The 18,773-nt window shown below is 61.7% G+C and carries 23 protein-coding genes; 13 read left to right on the plus strand and 10 right to left on the minus strand.

Annotated elements, in window-relative coordinates:
- The first annotated feature begins 8 nt into the window (after positions 1-8).
- From ACFO3E_RS01005 to ACFO3E_RS01015, 3 genes are read left to right on the plus strand one after another with little or no spacing between them, the layout of a single operon-like run.
- Positions 9-692, plus strand: a complete 684-nt coding sequence (locus ACFO3E_RS01005; protein ID WP_156518533.1) for a heme-copper oxidase subunit III family protein — start codon at positions 9-11, stop codon at positions 690-692.
- Positions 693-697: 5 nt separating this feature from the next.
- Positions 698-1,051, plus strand: coding sequence for a cytochrome C oxidase subunit IV family protein (locus ACFO3E_RS01010; protein WP_380801810.1), 354 nt, complete (start codon positions 698-700; stop codon positions 1,049-1,051).
- Between the two features lie 4 nt (positions 1,052-1,055).
- A complete protein-coding gene (locus tag ACFO3E_RS01015) occupies positions 1,056-1,736 on the plus strand; it encodes a c-type cytochrome (protein WP_380801812.1) in 681 nt (226 codons plus the stop codon).
- Between the two features lie 64 nt (positions 1,737-1,800).
- Here the strand turns inward: ACFO3E_RS01015 and ACFO3E_RS01020 are convergent, their stop codons facing one another.
- Positions 1,801-2,601, minus strand: a complete 801-nt coding sequence (locus ACFO3E_RS01020) for a DUF2189 domain-containing protein (protein ID WP_066525265.1) — start codon at positions 2,599-2,601, stop codon at positions 1,801-1,803.
- A gap of 316 nt (positions 2,602-2,917) precedes the next feature.
- On the opposite strand from ACFO3E_RS01020, the gene katG reads away from it, so the two are divergent.
- The gene (katG, locus tag ACFO3E_RS01025) at positions 2,918-5,167 is read left to right on the plus strand and encodes a catalase/peroxidase HPI (protein WP_066525267.1); all 2,250 of its coding nucleotides are present in this window, start codon (positions 2,918-2,920) and stop codon (positions 5,165-5,167) included.
- Between the two features lie 53 nt (positions 5,168-5,220).
- On the opposite strand, the gene ACFO3E_RS01030 is transcribed toward katG, so the two are convergent.
- Together ACFO3E_RS01030 and ACFO3E_RS01035 are read right to left on the minus strand one after the other, a co-directional pair.
- Positions 5,221-5,838 (minus strand): hypothetical protein, encoded by a 618-nt coding sequence (locus tag ACFO3E_RS01030; RefSeq protein WP_380801816.1) that lies wholly within the window; start codon positions 5,836-5,838, stop codon positions 5,221-5,223.
- Between the two features lie 86 nt (positions 5,839-5,924).
- On the minus strand, positions 5,925-6,134 hold the full coding sequence (locus ACFO3E_RS01035) for an MYXO-CTERM sorting domain-containing protein (RefSeq protein WP_156518400.1): 210 nt from the start codon (positions 6,132-6,134) through the stop codon (positions 5,925-5,927).
- A gap of 115 nt (positions 6,135-6,249) precedes the next feature.
- Between ACFO3E_RS01035 and ACFO3E_RS01040 the strand changes: the two genes are divergently transcribed.
- The 3 genes from ACFO3E_RS01040 to ACFO3E_RS01050 are packed head-to-tail and all read left to right on the plus strand — an operon-like array spanning position 6,250 to position 8,003.
- Positions 6,250-7,068: an alpha/beta fold hydrolase gene (locus ACFO3E_RS01040; protein ID WP_380801819.1), complete on the plus strand. Its 819-nt coding sequence runs from the start codon at positions 6,250-6,252 to the stop codon at positions 7,066-7,068.
- Positions 7,069-7,416, plus strand: a complete 348-nt coding sequence (locus ACFO3E_RS01045; RefSeq protein ID WP_380801822.1) for a hypothetical protein — start codon at positions 7,069-7,071, stop codon at positions 7,414-7,416.
- Entirely contained in the window at positions 7,413-8,003 is a 591-nt protein-coding gene (locus tag ACFO3E_RS01050) for an alpha-ketoglutarate-dependent dioxygenase AlkB (protein WP_066525277.1), read from the plus strand. Before ACFO3E_RS01045 ends, ACFO3E_RS01050 begins: the two co-directional genes overlap by 4 nt.
- Positions 8,004-8,231: 228 nt before the next feature.
- Here ACFO3E_RS01050 and ACFO3E_RS01055 read toward each other — a convergent pair whose 3' ends face one another.
- The gene (locus tag ACFO3E_RS01055; RefSeq protein ID WP_156518402.1) at positions 8,232-8,423 is read right to left on the minus strand and encodes a hypothetical protein; all 192 of its coding nucleotides are present in this window, start codon (positions 8,421-8,423) and stop codon (positions 8,232-8,234) included.
- Between the two features lie 105 nt (positions 8,424-8,528).
- On the opposite strand from ACFO3E_RS01055, the gene xth reads away from it, so the two are divergent.
- A complete protein-coding gene (xth, locus tag ACFO3E_RS01060; RefSeq protein ID WP_066525279.1) occupies positions 8,529-9,317 on the plus strand; it encodes an exodeoxyribonuclease III in 789 nt (262 codons plus the stop codon).
- Entirely contained in the window at positions 9,317-10,348 is a 1,032-nt protein-coding gene (locus tag ACFO3E_RS01065; protein ID WP_380801826.1) for an ATP-dependent DNA ligase, read from the plus strand. The genes xth and ACFO3E_RS01065 overlap by 1 nt, the downstream gene beginning before the upstream one ends.
- On the opposite strand, the gene ACFO3E_RS01070 is transcribed toward ACFO3E_RS01065, so the two are convergent.
- Positions 10,330-11,217: an oxygenase MpaB family protein gene (locus ACFO3E_RS01070; protein ID WP_380801828.1), complete on the minus strand. Its 888-nt coding sequence runs from the start codon at positions 11,215-11,217 to the stop codon at positions 10,330-10,332. The genes ACFO3E_RS01065 and ACFO3E_RS01070 overlap by 19 nt on opposite strands.
- 153 nt (positions 11,218-11,370) lie before the next feature.
- Between ACFO3E_RS01070 and ACFO3E_RS01075 the strand changes: the two genes are divergently transcribed.
- From ACFO3E_RS01075 to ACFO3E_RS01085, 3 genes are all read left to right on the plus strand, one after another.
- On the plus strand, positions 11,371-12,267 hold the full coding sequence (locus ACFO3E_RS01075; protein WP_066525281.1) for an iron-containing redox enzyme family protein: 897 nt from the start codon (positions 11,371-11,373) through the stop codon (positions 12,265-12,267).
- Positions 12,264-12,578, plus strand: a complete 315-nt coding sequence (locus tag ACFO3E_RS01080; RefSeq protein WP_380801831.1) for a response regulator transcription factor — start codon at positions 12,264-12,266, stop codon at positions 12,576-12,578. The genes ACFO3E_RS01075 and ACFO3E_RS01080 overlap by 4 nt, the downstream gene beginning before the upstream one ends.
- Before the next feature lie 79 nt (positions 12,579-12,657).
- Positions 12,658-13,878: an MBL fold metallo-hydrolase gene (locus ACFO3E_RS01085; RefSeq protein ID WP_066528811.1), complete on the plus strand. Its 1,221-nt coding sequence runs from the start codon at positions 12,658-12,660 to the stop codon at positions 13,876-13,878.
- Positions 13,879-13,881: 3 nt separating this feature from the next.
- Here ACFO3E_RS01085 and ACFO3E_RS01090 read toward each other — a convergent pair whose 3' ends face one another.
- From ACFO3E_RS01090 to ACFO3E_RS01110, 5 genes are all read right to left on the minus strand, one after another.
- Positions 13,882-14,286, minus strand: coding sequence for a hypothetical protein (locus tag ACFO3E_RS01090; RefSeq protein ID WP_156518404.1), 405 nt, complete (start codon positions 14,284-14,286; stop codon positions 13,882-13,884).
- A 173-nt stretch (positions 14,287-14,459) separates the two neighbouring features.
- Positions 14,460-14,933 (minus strand): hypothetical protein, encoded by a 474-nt coding sequence (locus ACFO3E_RS01095; protein ID WP_380801834.1) that lies wholly within the window; start codon positions 14,931-14,933, stop codon positions 14,460-14,462.
- A 202-nt stretch (positions 14,934-15,135) separates the two neighbouring features.
- Positions 15,136-15,636, minus strand: coding sequence for a DUF3617 domain-containing protein (locus ACFO3E_RS01100; RefSeq protein WP_066525295.1), 501 nt, complete (start codon positions 15,634-15,636; stop codon positions 15,136-15,138).
- 84 nt (positions 15,637-15,720) lie between these two features.
- On the minus strand, positions 15,721-15,996 hold the full coding sequence (locus ACFO3E_RS01105; RefSeq protein ID WP_156518406.1) for an HNH endonuclease: 276 nt from the start codon (positions 15,994-15,996) through the stop codon (positions 15,721-15,723).
- Entirely contained in the window at positions 15,993-16,532 is a 540-nt protein-coding gene (locus ACFO3E_RS01110; protein ID WP_066525297.1) for a DUF3617 domain-containing protein, read from the minus strand. The genes ACFO3E_RS01105 and ACFO3E_RS01110 overlap by 4 nt, the downstream gene beginning before the upstream one ends.
- Positions 16,533-16,583: 51 nt before the next feature.
- On the opposite strand from ACFO3E_RS01110, the gene uvrB reads away from it, so the two are divergent.
- Positions 16,584-18,767 (plus strand): excinuclease ABC subunit UvrB, encoded by a 2,184-nt coding sequence (uvrB, locus tag ACFO3E_RS01115; RefSeq protein ID WP_066525299.1) that lies wholly within the window; start codon positions 16,584-16,586, stop codon positions 18,765-18,767.
- Positions 18,768-18,773 lie beyond the last annotated feature (6 nt).

Here is an 18,773-nt window from a genome sequence, read left to right on the forward strand (position 1 = left end):
CCAACGCCATGACGGACAGAAGAGACCGAGAGGTTCTGACGCCCTCTCTGCGTGAGATTGCTGCGGATTGGTCGGCCGATCAGGAAGTCTTTCGCCAGACCCATTGGGGCAAGGCGATGATGTGGATCTTCCTGCTCAGCGACACCTTCATCTTTTCCTGCTTCCTCACCGGCTACATGACGATGCGGTCGTCCGCCGTGCTGCCTTGGCCCAACACGGCAGAAGTGTTCGCGCTCAACATCGGCGGGCAGGATATCCCGCTGGTGCTGATCGCGATCATGACCTTCGCCCTCATCAGTTCTAGCGGCACGATGGCGATGGCCGTGAACTTTGGCTACCGGCATGATCGGCGAAAAACGGCCGGGCTCATGCTGCTGACGGCGCTGTTCGGCCTGGTTTTCCTTTCCATGCAGGCGTTCGAATGGAGCAAGCTGATCTTCGAGGAAGGCGTGCGCCCCTGGAGCAATCCGATGGGCGCGCCGCAATTCGGCGCATCCTTCTTCATGATCACCGGCTTTCACGGCCTGCACGTGACATGCGGGGTCATCCTTCTGCTGATCATCGCGTCGAAGGTCGCCCGCGGCCATTATGACCGGACCGGCGACTATAGCCCGGTCGAGATTGCCGGGCTCTACTGGCATTTCGTGGATCTGGTCTGGGTTTTCATCTTCGCCTTCTTCTATCTCTGGTGATCGCCATGAAGCATGAGATGCCCAGCACCGAAACCTCCGTGGCCCATGAAGGGCAGCATCATCCGATCAGCCTGTACCTGAAGGTCTGGGGCTATCTGTTCGTGCTCAGCACGCTGTCTTATCTGGTCGACTACATGCATGTGCAGGGTATCGTCCGCTGGACGCTTATCATCCTGTTCATGCTGATGAAGGCCGGGCTGATCCTGTCCATCTTCATGCATCTTGCATGGGAAAGGCTGTCGCTGATCTACGCGATCCTGGTGCCGCCGCTGGTGCTGCTTGTGCTGGTACGGATCATGACGATCGAGGCCGATTATGCCTATTGGACCCGGGCGATCTTCATGGGCGGCGGAGGTTGAAGCCATGAGCAGGACGCGCTGGCTGATGACAGGTTTGTGCGTGGCAGGAGCAGCGGGCGCGCTCTGGAGCTTCAGCTGGTTCGCAGGCCAACTCTATCCGCACGCCACTGCCGGGGACCTCGCCTATAAGCCCGCCGACGATATGCCGCCGCGCGTGGACATGGCGTCGGTTCAACGCGATTGGCCCGCCAGCCTCGGCGATCCGGGCGATGGCAACAGGCTGATTGCCTATCATCGGGAGATGCGGGGTAAGGCGCCCATGCCTTCCGCATCGACCGGGCCGGTCGCCGCTGCACCGGCCGTTGATCTTGGCACGCTGCTGGTCGGTGCAGACGCCGCTGCGGGGAAGGCAAAGACGCAGCTTTGCGCCAGTTGCCACGACTTTACGCAGGGCGGCCCAAACCGCATCGGGCCCAATTTGTGGGGCGTTGTGGGCCGGCCGGTGGGGAGCCATGCAGGCTTTGCCTATTCCCCCGCGATGAAAGCGCATGGCGGCAGTTGGACCTATGACAAGTTGTTCGAATTTCTCGCCTCGCCGGGACGGGATGTGCCTGGGACCAAGATGAGCTTTGCCGGGCTGCGGCGGCCGGAGGACCGGGCCGCGCTGATCAAATATCTTGCAACCCTGGGGAATGGCGCTCCGTCCATGCCAAAGCCAAAGGCGTTAGCCAGCACCGCCCAATAACTCCCCTCGGGAGCCTGAGCTTGTCGAACGGGCTCGACAAGCTCAGGCCGAGCGGGTGTCTGTTTCAGCGAACCACCGCGCGCGTATAGAGATGCCAGGTCGCATATCCGAGTAACGGCAGTACGACGGCCAGACCCACCAGCCCCGGCAGCGCGCCCAGGATTAACAGGGCCACGACGATCAGTCCCCACGCCGCCACCGTCACCGGATTGTTCCAGGCGACCTTGACTGATGTCCGCAGCGCGATCCCCCAATTAACATTTTTGTCGATGATCATCGGGAAGGACACAACGCTGATCGCCAGCGCCACAATGGCGAAGCCAAGCCCCACCAAGTTGCCGATGATGATCATGCTCCAGCCTTCGGATGTGCCGAACACGGCATTGAGGAACGCGCCCACGGAAGACACCGCCTCGTGGCCCAGCGTGCCAACGGTTGAATTATAAATGAACCAGGCGGCGGCGATCCAGGCCAGGAACAACATGGCCGTGACGCTGGTCAGGTCCAGCAGCGAAGGCGCGGACGGGCCGCGGACCACATCCAGGAAATGCCGCCAGCGAGAATCCAGCCCTTGTTCGCGGCGTCGCGCCAATTCGTAAAAGCCGCTCGCCAGTGGCGGACTGAACAGGACGGAGCCTGCCAGGAGCGGGAAGAGCAACGGCAGGATCGATACCCGGCTGGCGATCAGAATGGCGAAAAGCACCACGAGCGGGTAGATGAAGCCGATGAAGACCAGGTCGCCGCGCTTGGCCTGGAAATCTTCCCAGCCTTGCCGAAGCGAGATGCGAAGGTCTTCAAAGCCGATCTTGCGAATTTCATATTCATCGCGGCGGGATGTCAGATCAGCTGGTTGCGTAATTGCCATGGTCGCTCTCCCTTGGAAGCCGCCATGACGACGCTTGAGCTTCCTAACCCTCAGTCGGGACTGGTGCCGGGAGCGGCCTTCTTGACCTACGCAGCGCATCGTCTCGGCATGAGAAACGCCTCATGGCCAACAGCTGCACGTTACACCAAAGGATAACGGAGCGGAACCAAAAAGCCGCAATGGATTCGGGCCTGGACCGCTCGTGCGCCAGACGCTTGTGATCGCTTTTATCGATCATGATGACCGATGTTAATCGCTTTCCTGCATCCGCGACGAAGCCTACGCTTCCAATCGCAATCTAAAGGAGAGCCATGTCATGGACGCAAAAACCGGGGGAAGCCCGCTCAGTTGCCCTGCCAAGGAAATAGCGGCGCTGCGGTCGCTGCTCGGCCGAACCAACCGCGACTGGTGGCCGAACCAATTATCTCTGGAGATCCTTCATCAAAATGGCGCTCACGCCAATCCGATGGGCGAGTCCTTCGATTATGCGAAAGAATTCCAGTCGCTCGATCTGGAAGCGGTCAAGCAGGACCTGCATGCGCTGATGACCGACAGCCAGCCCTGGTGGCCTGCGGACTATGGGCATTACGGTCCCTTCTTCATCCGCATGGCCTGGCACAGCGCTGGCACCTATCGCACCGGAGACGGTCGCGGCGGCGCTTCGTCAGGCGGGCAGCGCTTCGCGCCGCTCAACAGTTGGCCCGACAATGCCAATCTGGACAAGGCGCGCCGCCTGCTCTGGCCGGTCAAACAGAAATATGGCCGCAAGCTGAGCTGGGCGGATCTCATGATCCTGACCGGCAATGTCGCGATCGAATCCATGGGCGGTCCCGTGTTCGGCTTCGGCGGCGGACGTGAGGATGTTTGGGAACCCGAGAAGGACATTTATTGGGGCACCGAGGAACAGTGGGTCGGCAATCCCGACAACCAGACCCGCATCCAGCCTGACAAGGAAATGGCCCTTGAAGAGCCGCTCGCCGCGATCCAGATGGGGCTCATCTACGTTAATCCCGAAGGGCCGGGCGGCAATCCCGATCCGCTCCAGTCCGCCCGCGATATTCGCGAAACCTTCGCCCGCATGGGGATGAACGATGAAGAGACGCTGGCGCTAACCGCGGGCGGCCATACCTTCGGCAAGGCGCATGGCGCAGGCGACGCATCAAAGATCGGCGCGGAGCCGGAGGGCGCGGACATCGCTCAGCAGGGGTTGGGCTGGCACAGCGGACATGAGTCGGGCGTCGGCGATCACACGATCACCAGCGGCATCGAAGGCGCGTGGACGCCAACGCCCATCCAATGGGACATGAGCTTCTTTCACATGCTGCTCGACTATGAATATGAGCTGGTGAAGAGCCCGGCGGGGGCGCATCAATGGCAGCCGGTGAATCAGAAGCCGGAAGACCTCGCCCCCGGCGCGCACAGCCCGGATAAGCGCCTGCCGACGATGATGACGACGGCCGACATGGCGTTCCGCGAAGACCCGGAATATCGCAAGATCGCCGAACGCTTCCGCAACGACCCCGACGCCTTTGCCGATGCCTTCGCGCGCGCTTGGTTCAAATTGTGCCATCGCGACATGGGTCCCAAAACCCGCTATCTGGGTGCCGACGTGCCTTCCGAGGATCTGATCTGGCAGGACCCGATCCCTGTGGCTGACTATGCGCTGATCGATGAGACGGATGTAGAAGCGCTCAAGCAAAAGATTTCGGCGTCGGAACTGACGGTGACCGAACTGGTGCAAACGGCCTGGGCGTCGGCCTCCACCTTCCGCGGATCTGATAAGCGCGGCGGCGCAAATGGTGCGCGTATTCGCCTCGCCCCGCAGAAGGATTGGGACGTCAACCAACCTCGAGAACTTGCTCATGTGCTTGGCGTCCTGGAACGGATAAAGGCCGAGTTTGACGGCAGCGCGGCGGGTGGGAAGAAGGTCAGCATCGCCGACCTCATTGTGCTGGGCGGTTCGGTTGGCATCGAAAAGGCGGCGAAAGATGCGGGCCATGGCATCGTGGTGCCTTTTACCGCCGGCCGCACGGATGCGTCGCAGGAGCAGACAGATATGGAAGGCTTCGCCGTGCTGGAGCCCAAGGTCGATGGTTTCCGCAACTATCTGCCGGTCAGCTATCGCGTGCCGGTCGAAGAACTCTTGATCGACCGCGCCAGTCTGCTGCGCCTCAGCGCACCGCAGATGACCGTTCTGGTGGGAGGGTTGCGCGTACTCGGCGTCAACCATGGCGGATCGCGGCATGGCATGCTTACTGATCGGCCGGGCCAGCTGACCAACGACTTTTTCGTCAACCTGCTGGACATGGGCACCGCTTGGAAAGCGGGAAGCGACAAGGGCGATTTGTTCATCGGCACATGCCGCAGGACGGATCAGCAGAAATGGACGGCGACGCGGGTCGATTTGGTCTTCGGATCAAACTCGCAGCTGCGGGCGCTGTCTGAAGTCTATGCCGGTGCAGACGCAGGCCGGAAGTTTGTGGATGATTTCGTCGCGGCCTGGGTCAACGTGATGAACGCCGACCGCTTTGACCGCCGCCGCTCGAGCCTGACCGCCACGGCCTGAATATGATTGCCGCCGCGAAGACGAACTTCGCGGCGGCAGTGACAGTTCAACTCTTAGTGCAGGTCACGCCTGCCATAGTCAGTGTCACCAAAGCGGCTGGGCCGGGGAATGTGCGAAGCGCCATTGGGCTCGCCCGGTTCGTGCACCAGTTCCTCGAACAGCGCGCGATAATGGATCATCGCCTGGCGCAAATCCTCGGTGTCCGCTTCGCCGCGAGCATGGCGGATGGCGATATCATGTGCCGAGCGATAATTCTGCACAACTTCGGGATGATCGACAGACAGGTCGGCCGAGCGGCGGTCGAAATCGACGATCGGATAGCCGCGCGCTTCCATCACTTCAGTAAGCAGGACATCTGCACGAGACACCGCGCCTTGCGGATCATCGACAAACTGGTTCTGCACCTTCATCCAGCCATCGGTGAACATGTCCACCTGCTGCGGCGAGAGACGGCGGAGCGAAAAACTCGCCACGCGCTTTTCCCTTTGCTGCAGCTCGGCTTCCGCCTTGCGCGAACTGCCGACCTCTTCAACCGTCCGGGAATATTCGGGTCCGAACTTGGACCTCAGATTTGCGCGCTGCCGGTTGCGTACGACGAGAGCCACAATCCCGGCCAATAGGACAAGAACGACCAGTCCCAGGCCAATTTCCAGGGGAGTAAGCGTCACCATGACATCCTCCGTTGGCCTGTTTGAGGCCGCTGATGGCGCCCCACCGCACGTCTGTTCAACCCAGCTTGGCGGAGCTTGTTCCGCTCTCAGCGGCGGCGCAGAAACAGGAAGCTCAAGGCGATGACGGCAAGCCCAACCCCGATCGTCCAGCCCGTGGAATGCGTAGCCAAAGCCCGCGCCTGCCGCTCTTCGGGGGGGCTGACCGGAACGGAACGAGGCAGTGTTTGCTGCATTGGCGCGGGGTGTAGCGGGTAGGGCGACTGGCTGCCGGCGGGAACGTGGGGCTTATGGGTCATCTCTGTCTCCTCGGCCGTCCAACGCCGCGCATGCAACATGGCTCCCTGACTGTCCCGATGGAACGATGCGCCGCCTTGCCGGTTGCGGTCACTCAAAGAGGAAGGAGTGGCTCCTATGCATATCCAAACCCCCGAAGGTCATGCGATTCACGTAAAGGACATGGGATCCGGCCACCCCGTCATCCTCATTCATGGCTGGCCGTTATCCGGCGACATGTGGGAATATCAGACACTGGCGCTGTTGGAGGCAGGCTACCGCGTCATCACCTATGACCGGCGCGGGTTCGGCCAATCGGGTCATCCGGCGGGCGGCTATAATTATGATATTTTCGCGGACGACCTTGCGGCGGTGATCGAAAAGGTTGGCGCGCCCAAAGTCTCTCTGATCGGCTTCTCCATGGGGGGAGGCGAGATCGCCCGCTATCTGTCGCGCTATGGTTCGGCCAAGGTGGACCGAGTGGCGCTTGTTGCGTCGGTCGTCCCCTATATCCTCAAGGATGACAGCAATCCGGATGGCGTGGACGAATCCGTTCTGGACCAGATGCAAGCGCAGGTGCGGGAGGACCGCTTCGCCTTTCTTCAGACCTTCGCCAAGAGCTTCTATGGCATCGGCCTCGTTTCCAAGCCGGTCAGCAGCGCGCTGTTGGACTGGACCTTCGCGCTGGCGATCATGGCGAGCCCCAAGGCGACGATCGATTGCATCAGCGCGTTCGGTCGCACCGATTTCCGGCCGGACCTCGCCGCCTTCGACATCCCTACCCTGGTCATTCACGGGACCAGCGACAAGACGGTGCCGATCGATCCCACCGGCCGGGCAGCGGCGGCAGGCATAGCTGGCGCGGAGCTGATCGAGTATGAAGGTGAACCGCACGGCCTGTTCGCCACGGCGCCGGACCGGCTGAACGGTGATCTGCTGAGCTTCCTGGCGGAATAAGTGAAGCTCAGCCTCCGGACGACGGAACCCGAACGGGAGGCGAGCCCTTCTGTCATCATGCAGAAGATCAATCCGTTCGGGCTCGCCATCGAAAGTTGGCAATTGGGTGTGGAAGCTTGGACGGTGATCGGCCTCCGAATACCCAAGCTTCTCGCCGGCAATCCAGCCGCTGCGCTGGAGGCTCAGCGGATGGTGGTCGAAAAAATCGAAGCCATAAGCGTCCTGCAATGGAAGGCGATGACCGGCACGCTAGGCGCGACGCCCGACGCGGCGATGCGCGCCTCCATCGCCCATTACCGCAAGGCGGTGGACAGCAATAGGCGGCGGCTGGGACGGCGAAGAAAATGAGGCAGCCAAGCCTCTTCGAAACGCCGGTTATCCCCGGCCTTTCCTACGAAGAGGAGTTCGTCGCCCCGGACGAAGAAGCGATACTGATCGCGCAGATGAACACCCTGCCCCTCTCGCCCTTCCGCTTTCAGGGATGGACGGGAAAGCGGCTGACCCTGTCGCTCGGATGGACCTATGATTTTGAAAATGGTCGCTTCGGGCCAAGCGACCCGATCCCCTCCTGGCTTGCGCCGATCAAGGCGCGCGCGGCCCGCTTCGCGGGACTTGCCGACGCCGATCTGGTCCAGGCGCTGCTGATCCGCTACGATCCAGGTGCGGGCATCGGGTGGCACCGGGATAGGCCGGTGTTCGACCATGTTGTCGGCATCTCCTTGGAAACGGCTGCGGCGCTGCGGTTTCGCAAGCGAACGGCCACGGGCTTCGACCGCCTTAGCATTCCCTTGGCGCCACGATCCGTCTATCATCTTTCAGGTGAAGCGCGTCATGACTGGGAACATAGCATTATGCCCCAGGACAGGGGCCGCTTGTCCATCACCTTCCGCTCACTTTCCGCCAAGGGGATAATGTTAGCCGCCGCCAAGCAGTGAGCTTGCGCGCAAAACCCCTTGTCCTGTCGGAATGGCGACCCATATCCCGGTCATCGTCAACAATGGAAAGGAGGTGGTCTGATGTCTCATTGTCACGTGCCGGTTACGGCAAAAACGAAGAGCCTGACCTCCGCCGCGGGGGTCCGCCTCTTCTGAGCGCGTCCAATCGGCTGACAATGGAAAGGCCGTCCGGAATTTTATCCGGGCGGCCTTTTGCTTGGTGCCTGTTCAGAATCCTTCCGTCCCCTTGTGATCGCCGAAACCCTGTGAACGCAGTTCCTCCTGATCCTTCTTAGCGCGTTCCTTAGCATCGGCGATTTGCTGCTTTTCCTTCTCCGTCGGCGTCGCAGGTTTGGGAGACGCCTGCTTTGCTAGGCTGGCCTCGTTCGCGGGCCGCTCCGTCCGATCATCTGCCATCATTTGCTCCGATGCTGTACCTCGAGCGACAGGAACGAGCCTGCGCGGATGGCGTTCCTGCGGCCGTCGAACCAATTGCGCTGCGGAACGTCTAGCTTTTCAAAAGCCATGAAGATCGCAACTTACAATGTTAATGGCGTCAATGGACGGCTCCCAGTGCTGCTGCGATGGCTCGACCTCGCCGCGCCCGACATTGTTTGCCTGCAGGAATTGAAGGCTCCGCAGGAGAATTTCCCAGAGAAAGCGATCAAGGATGCCGGTTATCAGGCTGTCTGGCACGGGCAGAGTCGATGGAACGGCGTCGCTATATTGAGCCGCGTTGGAGACATTCACGAAACGCGCCGGGGCCTGCCGGGCGATCCCGAAGACGTCCAGAGCCGCTATATCGAGGCGGCGGTGAACGGCGTGCTGGTCGCCGGTCTCTACCTACCCAACGGCAATCCGCGTCCGGGACCCAAATTCGATTTCAAGCTGCGATGGTTCGAGCGACTGCGGCTTCACCTTGCCTCATTGATCGATCTGGATGCGCCGGTAATTGTCGCGGGCGATTATAATGTCATGCCCGCCGACCTTGACGTCTATGCGCCTGAGCGGTGGCGCGACGATGCGCTGTTCGCGCCGGAAGTTCGCGCCGCCTACCAAACGCTGCTGAACCAAGGGTGGAGCGATGCGATCCGGCAGTTGCATCCCGACGACATCATTTACAGCTTCTGGAAATATTGGCGTGGGGCCTTCGAGCGTAATGCGGGCCTGCGGATCGACCATCTGCTGCTGAACCCGGTAGCGGCGCGGATGCTGAAGGCAGCGGAAGTCGATACCGTCCCGCGCGGGTGGGAGCGGACGAGCGATCATGCGCCGGTCGTCATCACGCTTGATCAATCGGGTGAGGTCCGGTGATGACTTCCGGCGAGCCCATATCCCTGCCCTTGCCGATGGAGGCGCGGCTGGTTGCAGAACTGCCCTTGCCGCCAGGCTGGCAATATGAGCCCAAATGGGACGGCTTCCGTGCTGTGGTCGGGCGGAACGGCAAGAGCGCGGACATCCGCTCGAAGTCTGGCAAATCGCTGGCCCGCTTCTTTCCGGAGATCGTTGAGGCCCTGCTATCGACAAAAGAGGAGCGCTATATTCTGGACGGTGAGCTGATCCTGCCCCTGGGTGGAGCTCTATCCTTCGATGCGCTGCAACAGCGGCTCCACCCGGCCGAGAGCAGGATCCTGCGGCTGTCTCGCGAAACCCCGGCGCAGCTGATGCTTTTCGACTGCCTGATACTTGGCCATGAGGACCTGACGGGCGCGCCGCTACGCGAACGGCGGCCCGCTCTAGAGCGCTTTTATGAACAGGAAGGCACCGCGACTCTGCTCCTCTCGCCGGCGACAGAAAGGGAGAAAGTGGCCACGACCTGGCTGGAGCGGAGCGGCGGTGCGCTGGATGGGATCATCGCCAAGCAGATCGACCTGCCCTACCGCTCAGGCGAGCGAGCCATGATGAAGGTCAAAAATTATCGGAGCGCGGATTGTGTTGTCGGCGGCTTTCGCCGGACCGAAGACGGAAAAGGTGCGGCGTCATTGCTGCTGGGCCTTTATGATGAGGTTGGGGCGCTGAACCATGTCGGCTTCACGTCCAGCTTCAAGGCTGACGAGCGCCCTTTGCTGCTGCAACGACTGACGCCGTTTGTGGGAGCGCCGGGCTTTACGGGTAAGGCGCCGGGCGGACCCAGTCGATGGAATCGGGGCGAGGAAAGCGCATGGGAACCGCTCCGTCCGGATCTGGTGGTGGAAGTCGTTTATGACCAGGTGACTGCCGGGCGGTTTCGCCATGGCACGCGTTTCTTGCGGTGGCGGCCCGACAAGGCCCCACGACAATGCACATGCGATCAACTACAGATGGAATTGCGCCCTGCCGAACTGGATCAGCTGCTGAAAGCCTGATCCACGCGCCGTTGCGCCCGCTGCGCAGAGCCGCCGTCGAGCGCCCAGCGCAGGAAGGCCGCCATGGAGGCGAGCTGCGCGCGTGTCCGATGGCGACCGGGGCCGGAATGGAAGCCATGCATGCGGGCGGCCCAAGGCGGCAGAAGATCGATGGCGGCATCGATCGCAATCTTGCTGAAGGGCGAGCTCAATAGCCCGGCTTGGGGTTTCAGAAGGAAGGACGAAACCTCTTGCGTGCGAGCATCGGAGCGAAGCTGCGGCCGCATCGCAAAGAGATAATCCTGCACTTGAGCGGCGGTGCGCGGAACTTCGGTGGCGCCGAGCCGCTCAGCTAGGCGCGCCATCTCACCATAGTAGCGATCCTGTTCGCGGGTCGTCAGAAACGGCGCGCGATAGCGGCGGTAAGCTGACAGGAAAGAATAGACCTCTGCGACATGGACCCAGCGCAGCAGAGCCGGGTCGTTGGCCCGATAGTGCCTGCCGTCCGGCAACTGCCCCTCCACCCTGTCGTGAACATCACGGACGCGCGCGATCAGGCGTTCGGCTTCGGCGGTTCCGCCATAGGTCGTGCCCGCAATGAATTGCGCGGTGCGACGCAGGCGGCCGCTGCGGTCTTCGCGGAAACGGGAATGATCCCAGATACCTGCCAGCGCCGCCGGGTGCAGCATCTGCAGGAGGAGGGCGGCGATGCCGCCGATCATCATCGTGGTGAAGTCAGCATGTACGCGCCACGCCATCGATTGGGGACCGAACAGTCCCTGATCGCCGAGAGGGGAGTCGAGATTGATACGCTCACCGCCGGAGCCGAACAGCCTGGCGACGCTCTGCTGAACCGCTCGCTGGATCGAACGATGGGGAAGTGAAAGCATCGGTTCCTCCTGCTTTTAGGAACGCGCGACGCGAGGCTGCGATGCGTTTTCATGGATGAAACAGCAAATAGAATGATCTTGATTAGGCACTTTAGGGGGAACGCGAGGCGCTCCGCCGAATTGAACAGGGGTACAATCAGGAGAGAATTTTTCGTGGCTACACGTTTCGTCGCACCAAGTTGCGAGTCGCAGTTTCTTCAGCAATCCTTTCAGGAACGGCTCAGCCATTGGAACCGGCAGCGGCTTGCCCCGGCCTATCCCGACGATTGGGAGGAAAGGTTCCGGCAGGATGAGGTCATACTGCGGCTGGAGCATGGATTTATCGAGGAGTTGCGCGCGCAGATACGCGACCGGGCAGCGCAGGCTCCAACCGATCCTGATGGGTTCATTCATTGGTTCGAGGATCTGGAACAGTCAGGCCCCGGACAGCATGACCCTCTGTTCCCCTGGCTGGCCGAGCAGGCCGAGCGGGACGAGATACGCTGGTTCCTGACCCAGGAAGCCGCTGGCGAGGCCGGGTTTGACGACCTTGTCGCGATGACCCAGGTGAAGCTGCCGGATTCGCCCAAGCTCGAACTCGCCCGAAACTATTGGGACGAGATGGGGCGCGGCAATGAAAAGGGCATGCATGGCCCGATGCTGGCGCAGCTAGTCACCACGCTGGACCTGTCGCCGTCGATCGAAGCAACCGCCTGGGAAAGCCTGGCGCTGGCCAATGCGATGACCGCGATGGCGACGCAGCGATGCTATGCCTGGCACAGTGTCGGCGCGTTGGGCGTGATCGAACTGACGGCGCCCGGACGGTCGGCGCATACCGCACGCGCGCTGCGGCGGATCGGGCTCAGCCAATCGGAGAGGCGTTATTTCGATCTGCACGCGGTTCTGGACGTCAAGCATAGCCGCGACTGGAATGAGTTGGCGATCAAGCCTGCAGTGGCGGAAGACCCGCGCCGGGCGACCGCGATTGCCGAAGGCGCTCTGATCCGGCTGACTTGCGGAGATCGCTGCTTCAACCGCTATCGCAGTCATTTCGGGCTGGAGCGACGATGATGGCGGGCAATCATGGACGCATCCTGCTGGTGGAAGACGACCCGACGCTCGCCGGACTGATGGTCGATCTGCTGCTGGCGGAGGATTATGAGGTCGATGGTCCCTATGCGAGCGTCAGCGACGGCATGGCGGCGCTCGCCAGCCAGTTCCCCGATGGCGCGGTAGTGGACCTGCATCGTCCGAGCCAGGGCGCCAGCCTGCTGAAAGATGATCTGGAAGCCTATGCCATTCCGTTTTTGGACGGTGAGGAAAATGGCACCGGCGCGCTGGAACGGCGGCTGCTTCCCTGGCTGCGACACATGCACCATTAAGCCGCGAAGGCGGGGCCGCCTCTTGCCCCTCGCCCAAGGGTGGCTATGACCCTGCATGGTGATCATCGCAGGAGACGGCATGGGGCTCATCATCGGGAAAATCGTGCGCGGAGCCGGGGTTGCGCTGCTGTTTCTCGTCATTGCGCTCTGCCTGGCGATCACGATTGTCCCGCCTTTTCTCGACCGCATCTATTATAAAGGACCGGTCAGCCGCCATTATGATGGCGAGCGCTTCTTCAATCCTGATGGCGAAATCCGCTTTTCCGCGCCGCCCGGGAGCAACAGGCGCGGCTTCATCGCCCGCTGGCTGATGGGGCGGGACGACCGGCCCGAATGGCCCGATGCGGTAGCGGTAAAGCCCTCGCGTCCGCCTGCCTTCGCAGCGCCGCGCGGCATGGTGGCCACCTGGGTCGGCCATGCGACGGTGCTGGTGCAGGCCGCTGGGATCAACATTCTGACCGATCCGATCTGGTCGGACTATGCCAGCCCTTTCCCGCCGCTGGGACCCAAGCGCGTGGCGCAGCCGGGCATCCGGTTCGAGGACCTGCCCAAGATCGACCTGATCATCATCAGTCACAATCATTATGATCATATGGACATCCCCACGCTGAAAAGACTGTGGGAGCGGGACCGGCCCCAGATCATCACCAGCCTTGGCAATGACAAAATCCTCAAGGACAATGGCATCCCATCGACGGCGATCGATTGGGGGCAATCGGTCAGCGGCGCGGCGCTTAACGGCCTGGGCACGGATACGGTCATCCAGTGCGAAAATTACGAACATTGCCCGGACTATCGCGTCCATGTGCTGCGTAACCATCATTGGAGCAGCCGTTGGGGCACCGACCGCAGCCGGGCCTTGTGGTCGAGCTTCTTCATCGAAACGCGGGCCGGCAACATCTTCTTCGCAGGCGATACGGGCGCAGGGGATATGGCTTGGCCGGAGGAAGCGGCGCGATTGGGACCGATCCGGCTGGCGATGATCCCCATCGGCGCCTTCCGTTTCTGGCCGGGGCAGATGGAGTCGGATTCGCATATCGGACCAAGACAGGCGGTCGGCGTCTTTGAAAAGCTCAACGCCTCAACGGCGATTCCCATTCATTGGGGCACGTTCCGCCTGTCCTACGAACAATGGAGCACGCCGCCGCGCATGCTGGAACTATATCTGCGCTGCGAAGGGATCGCACGCAAGCGGTTCGCGCCGCTGCGGATCGGGCAGGCGATACATGTGCCGGTTTATTCGGCGGTAACGCGGGGTTCCAAACGGTGCGATGAGCGGGCGATCAGGGCGTTGGAATGAAGATCAGCAATCGCCCGTTCTAATGATTTCACGCCGGCCCGACGCCACCAGCAGATAATTGCCGCCAGTCTCTTCGGTGACGCGAGCGATCGCATCGACATCGAAGGTGACATAGTTTGGACCGAGCGAGCCATTGCCGCGAGCGGTTACCAAAACATCGTCCTGCTCGCCACTTGGCCGACAACGTACCAGCACCTGCACATGGGCGCCTTCGGAAGTTAGCTGTTCAAGTTCACAACGAGCAAATTTTTCATTGAGCAGCGCCTGCATCTCCCCACGGTCTCGCGGGTGCGGTTCGCCGCAATAGCGATCATCCTTGTTAAATTTGTCAAAAATCTTCCGCAGTTGGGGCGGAACTTCCTCTTCCTTCAACGCTCTGTCGTTCAACCTTATACTGGTCAGCATCATACGGTCATGCCACTGACCTAGGCGCGGAGGGTTGGCCGGATCGTCCTGAGGCTGAACGCAGCTTACAAGAGCCAAAGTTCCGATGACGAAAAGCCCAATCTGAGTGAGTTGCATGCCTGTCCTTCCCGCAGAGAAGGCTAGAGGCACATATTTGCAAATAGCTTAAGAGCGCATCATGCCGACGGGGGCGGCGAGAACATGGTGCGGTAATTGGCGCCCGCCATCGCGGCGAGATATTCGGCCTGCATTGCCGGGGTCAGCAATTCCATCATCTGCCGCCCTTCGATCCACAGTTCGACCACGCCAAAGGCTCCGCCGCGCTTGCGATATTTGGCGGGCCAGCCTTCCCGCGCGGCAATTGCCATTATCTCGTCCTGGGTCAGCGGCGTGGCCAGGGCGGCGTGGGTGGCGGTGAAGCGGGTTTCGCCCGTGCGGTCGCCGAAGGAGTCGGCGTCGCCTTCCTCCTCGCGCAGGACGGTGTCGATCGGATAGACCTCCACAGCGGTGCCGCGATCGTCGCCCGCCATTGCGATCCAACTGCCGGGCGTCACCGGCGGGAAATAATGAGCTTCGCCGCGCCACATTTCCGCGATGACCTCTGCGACATGCCTGGGATCATGGGCCGCAATCGAAAGATGAAACAGCATGGGACGAGTCTCCGCCGCTAAGATGCCGGGCGGCAGGATGCCACAGAATGGGCGCGGCTGCATTGGCGATTTCAGGCAGGCGCGCTGCTGAAACCCCCTTGGTCCATTCGCTAAAGGCCGTTCGATCGAGGGAAGTCGGGAGCACAGCGCTTCCTGCGTCTCGACTTCGCTCGACACGAACGGGCAAATGACTGCCGGGACGTTAGGTCTTACTACATTCGCCTGCGCGCTTGCCGCTGAGATCGTGGGTCGTGCGCAGTACCGGGCTACCGCCGACGGTCTTGGTCATGGTGCTGCCGAGCGTCAGCGTATCAGCGGTATAATTGCCCTCCAGCACGATTTCCGACGTGCCCGCGCCAGACTTGCAGGACAGGGTGGCGATCAGCCGGCCCTTGCGCAGCAGCTTATCCTTGTAAGCGCAATTCTTCCCTTCATCGCCGGCCAATGCGTTGGCGTCCGGCACACCCGCGGCATCGACGGCGATGCAGAGCTTGTCCTCCTCCGTCTGCTTGAGCGCGGCCTGATATTCGGCCGGGGTGACGGTGGGGGTGTTGTAACCAGTGGTCTTGCGGGTGATCGTCCATTCCCCCGCCTTCATCAGGATCGGCGCTTCCACGGCTTCAGGCTCAGGCGCCTCGTTGCCGCATCCTGTCAGGCCAAGCGTCATCGCCAGCGGCAGCGCCGCCAGAATCGTCTTTCGCATATCCTCTCCCCTGTTCACTTACGGAACGGCGGGAGGCTCGCTCCACGGACGGGAAAGCGCAAGAGAAATATGCGGGTTAGGGGATCAACGCCTCCTATGTGTGGGCGCGTGGAAATCCGGAGGCTTGCTCGCGACCCAATTCAGGAAATGAGCGATGCCGGGATGCGCGCGCAGTTGAGCGGGATCGCCCCGGATCCGCGCTAGTTCGGCATTGCTGAGTTGCGCATGGATGGCGCGATGACAAATGGGGTGAACGGGCGCGGTTTCGCGCCCGCCTCGGCTTTTCGGGATGGGATGGTGCCATTCTATACGTTTGCCCAGCGGGCGGGCGCAGAGCCAGCACGCTGAGCTATCGTTCATTTTTCGGTGCAGTTGGCGGCAACCCATTTGCCGCTGGTCTTCGCCTTCATGCTCATGTCCATACCGCCCGGTGCGCCGGTCATCTTCATGTCCATGTGCATTTCATAGCTTTCAGGCGCGTAGCTGCCGGACATGACCGCGTTCATCGCGCCATGTTCGGACTTGCAGGCGATCTCGCCCTTCACCGATCCGCCCGTGGCGTCGAAGCCCTTATAGGTGCAGTCCTTATTCTCCTGGCCGGAGAACATCTTGCCGCTGGGGTTGGCCGCTTCTTCGGGTGAAACGCAGTATTTGATAGAGGTGCGGTTCATCACCTTCTTCATCTGCTCTTCCATCTCATCGCCGCTGCCGCCGGGCATGTTCGGCATGTCGATGTCTTCGAGCGTGTAGGCGCCTTCCCACTGGCCCGGCTTCAGCTGGACCTTCTGGACCTCCTTGGCGACCTGCTCCTTCGTCTGCGGGTCGCCGGACGGCTTTTCGCCGCAAGCGGCCAGCATCGCAGTCATTCCGGCCAGCGCCAATAGCGGTTTGCGCATCGATATCCTCCCTGTTGCACCCCCGGTGGTGCGAGACCATATCAAGCGGCGATGACAATTCAAATCCGCACCACGCTGGACGAGCCCGAGACCGGCGAAGGCTTCGTCCCCCACCGCCCCGCGCGCCCGGAAAAGAGCGAGGGAGGGCGACCGTTCAAGCTGGTTTCGGACTATGAGCCATCGGGCGACCAGCCGACTGCCATCGCCGAACTGGTGGAAACGGCGCTGCAGGGCGAGAAGGACCAGGTGCTGCTGGGCGTCACGGGCTCGGGCAAGACCTTTACCATGGCAAAGGTGATCGAGGCGTTGCAGCGGCCAGCGCTGGTGCTGGCGCCGAACAAAATCCTCGCGGCGCAGCTTTACGGGGAGTTCAAGAGCTTCTTCCCGGAGAATGCCGTCGAATATTTCGTCAGCTATTATGACTATTACCAGCCCGAAGCCTATGTGCCGCGGTCGGACACCTATATCGAGAAGGAGTCGAGCGTAAACGAGGCGATCGACCGGATGCGGCACTCGGCCACGCGGGCGCTGCTGGAGCGGGACGATGTGCTGATCGTCGCTTCGGTGTCCTGCCTCTATGGCATCGGGTCGGTGGAAACCTATTCGGCCATGACCTTCTCGATGAAGAAGGGCCAGGTCGAGGACCAGCGGGAGATCATCCGCAAACTGGTGGCGTTGCAATATAAGCGCAACGATGCGGCCTTCGCGCGCGGGAATTTCCGGGTGAAGGGGGATAATCTGGAGATTTTCCCGTCCCACTATGAGGATACCGCCTGGCGGGTCAGCTTTTTCGGCAATGAGATCGAGGACATTGTCGAATTCGATCCGCTGACGGGGAAGAAGGTCGCTACGCTGGAATATGTGAAGGTCTTTCCCAACAGCCACCATGTCACGCCGGGGCCGACGCTGAAGCAGGCGATGGAGGCGATCCGGCATGAACTGACCGAGCGGCTGAAGGAGTTGACCGCCGAGGGCAAGCTGCTGGAAGCGCAGCGGCTGGAGCAGCGGACCAATTTCGATCTGGAGATGATCGCGGCGACCGGGAGTTGCGCGGGGATCGAGAATTATTCGCGCTTCCTGACCGGGCGTCTGCCGGGCGAGCCGCCACCGACTTTGTTCGAATATCTGCCAGAAAACGCGCTGCTGTTCGTAGATGAGAGCCACCAGACGGTGCCGCAGATCGGCGCGATGGCGCGCGGCGACCATCGGCGCAAGATCACGCTCGCTGAATATGGCTTCCGCCTGCCGAGCTGCATCGACAACCGGCCGCTGCGCTTCAACGAGTGGGACGCAATGCGGCCGCAGACGGTGAGCGTGTCCGCAACGCCGGGGCCGTGGGAGATGAATCAGACGGGGGGCACATTCTCCGAACAGGTCATCCGCCCGACTGGCCTCATCGACCCGCCGGTGGAGATCAAGCCGGTCGAGGATCAGGTGGACGACCTGATCAACGAATGCCGCAAGGTCGCGGCGCAAGGATACCGCACGCTTGTCACCACGCTGACCAAGCGGATGGCGGAGGACCTGACCGAGTTCATGCATGAGGCGGGGATCAAGGTCCGTTATATGCATTCGGACGTCGAGACACTGGAGCGTATCGAGCTGATCCGCGACCTGCGGCTGGGCGTCTATGACGTGCTGATCGGCATCAACCTGCTGCGCGAGGGGCTGGACATTCCCGAATGCGGGCTGGTGGCGATCCTCGACGCGGACAAGGAGGGCTTCCTGCGTTCCGAAACCTCGCTGATCCAGACCATCGGCCGCGCGGCGCGCAATGTCGATGGGCGGGTGATCCTCTATGCCGACCGGATCACCGGGAGCATGGAGCGAGCGCTCAATGAAACCTCGCGGCGGCGCGAGAAGCAGATGGAATATAATGCCGAGCATGGCATCACGCCGACCACGATCAAGCGCCATATCGGCGACATCATCGCCCATGTGGCGAGCAAGGATCAGGTCACGATCGACACAGGGATCGACGACCGGCCGCACCTCGTCGGCCACAATCTGCGCGCTTATATCGAGGATCTCGAAAAGAAGATGCGGACCGCCGCCGCAGATCTGGAGTTTGAGGAAGCCGGGCGCATCCGCGACGAAATCCGCAAGCTGGAGGCGGAAGAACTTGGCCTGCCCGCCGACCAGCAGGTGGCGGCTCCCCGCGGGCGGGCGACCGAGGGGAAGCCGGGCACGCGGAAGCTGCGCTACGGCAAGACCCAGAGGAAGTTCGGGCGCTGACGCAAG

This window comes from Sphingobium tyrosinilyticum (genome assembly GCF_042654265.1).
GTDB lineage: Bacteria > Pseudomonadota > Alphaproteobacteria > Sphingomonadales > Sphingomonadaceae > Sphingobium > Sphingobium tyrosinilyticum.

Bases quoted from the DNA above. Each gene is read 5' to 3' on its own strand.
- ACFO3E_RS01005 (WP_156518533.1), top strand. From the start codon at position 9: ATGACGGACAGAAGAGACCGAGAGGTTCTGACGCCCTCTCTGCGTGAG.
- ACFO3E_RS01010 (WP_380801810.1), top strand. From the start codon at position 698: ATGAAGCATGAGATGCCCAGCACCGAAACCTCCGTGGCCCATGAAGGG.
- ACFO3E_RS01015 (WP_380801812.1), top strand. From the start codon at position 1,056: ATGAGCAGGACGCGCTGGCTGATGACAGGTTTGTGCGTGGCAGGAGCA.
- ACFO3E_RS01020 (WP_066525265.1), bottom strand. From the start codon at position 2,601: ATGGCAATTACGCAACCAGCTGATCTGACATCCCGCCGCGATGAATAT.
- katG (WP_066525267.1), top strand. From the start codon at position 2,918: ATGGACGCAAAAACCGGGGGAAGCCCGCTCAGTTGCCCTGCCAAGGAA.
- ACFO3E_RS01030 (WP_380801816.1), bottom strand. From the start codon at position 5,838: ATGGTGACGCTTACTCCCCTGGAAATTGGCCTGGGACTGGTCGTTCTT.
- ACFO3E_RS01035 (WP_156518400.1), bottom strand. From the start codon at position 6,134: ATGACCCATAAGCCCCACGTTCCCGCCGGCAGCCAGTCGCCCTACCCG.
- ACFO3E_RS01040 (WP_380801819.1), top strand. From the start codon at position 6,250: ATGCATATCCAAACCCCCGAAGGTCATGCGATTCACGTAAAGGACATG.
- ACFO3E_RS01050 (WP_066525277.1), top strand. From the start codon at position 7,413: ATGAGGCAGCCAAGCCTCTTCGAAACGCCGGTTATCCCCGGCCTTTCC.
- ACFO3E_RS01055 (WP_156518402.1), bottom strand. From the start codon at position 8,423: ATGATGGCAGATGATCGGACGGAGCGGCCCGCGAACGAGGCCAGCCTA.
- xth (WP_066525279.1), top strand. From the start codon at position 8,529: ATGAAGATCGCAACTTACAATGTTAATGGCGTCAATGGACGGCTCCCA.
- ACFO3E_RS01065 (WP_380801826.1), top strand. From the start codon at position 9,317: ATGACTTCCGGCGAGCCCATATCCCTGCCCTTGCCGATGGAGGCGCGG.
- ACFO3E_RS01070 (WP_380801828.1), bottom strand. From the start codon at position 11,217: ATGCTTTCACTTCCCCATCGTTCGATCCAGCGAGCGGTTCAGCAGAGC.
- ACFO3E_RS01080 (WP_380801831.1), top strand. From the start codon at position 12,264: ATGATGGCGGGCAATCATGGACGCATCCTGCTGGTGGAAGACGACCCG.
- ACFO3E_RS01085 (WP_066528811.1), top strand. From the start codon at position 12,658: ATGGGGCTCATCATCGGGAAAATCGTGCGCGGAGCCGGGGTTGCGCTG.
- ACFO3E_RS01090 (WP_156518404.1), bottom strand. From the start codon at position 14,286: ATGATGCTGACCAGTATAAGGTTGAACGACAGAGCGTTGAAGGAAGAG.
- ACFO3E_RS01095 (WP_380801834.1), bottom strand. From the start codon at position 14,933: ATGCTGTTTCATCTTTCGATTGCGGCCCATGATCCCAGGCATGTCGCA.
- ACFO3E_RS01100 (WP_066525295.1), bottom strand. From the start codon at position 15,636: ATGCGAAAGACGATTCTGGCGGCGCTGCCGCTGGCGATGACGCTTGGC.
- ACFO3E_RS01105 (WP_156518406.1), bottom strand. From the start codon at position 15,996: ATGAACGATAGCTCAGCGTGCTGGCTCTGCGCCCGCCCGCTGGGCAAA.
- ACFO3E_RS01110 (WP_066525297.1), bottom strand. From the start codon at position 16,532: ATGCGCAAACCGCTATTGGCGCTGGCCGGAATGACTGCGATGCTGGCC.
- uvrB (WP_066525299.1), top strand. From the start codon at position 16,584: ATGACAATTCAAATCCGCACCACGCTGGACGAGCCCGAGACCGGCGAA.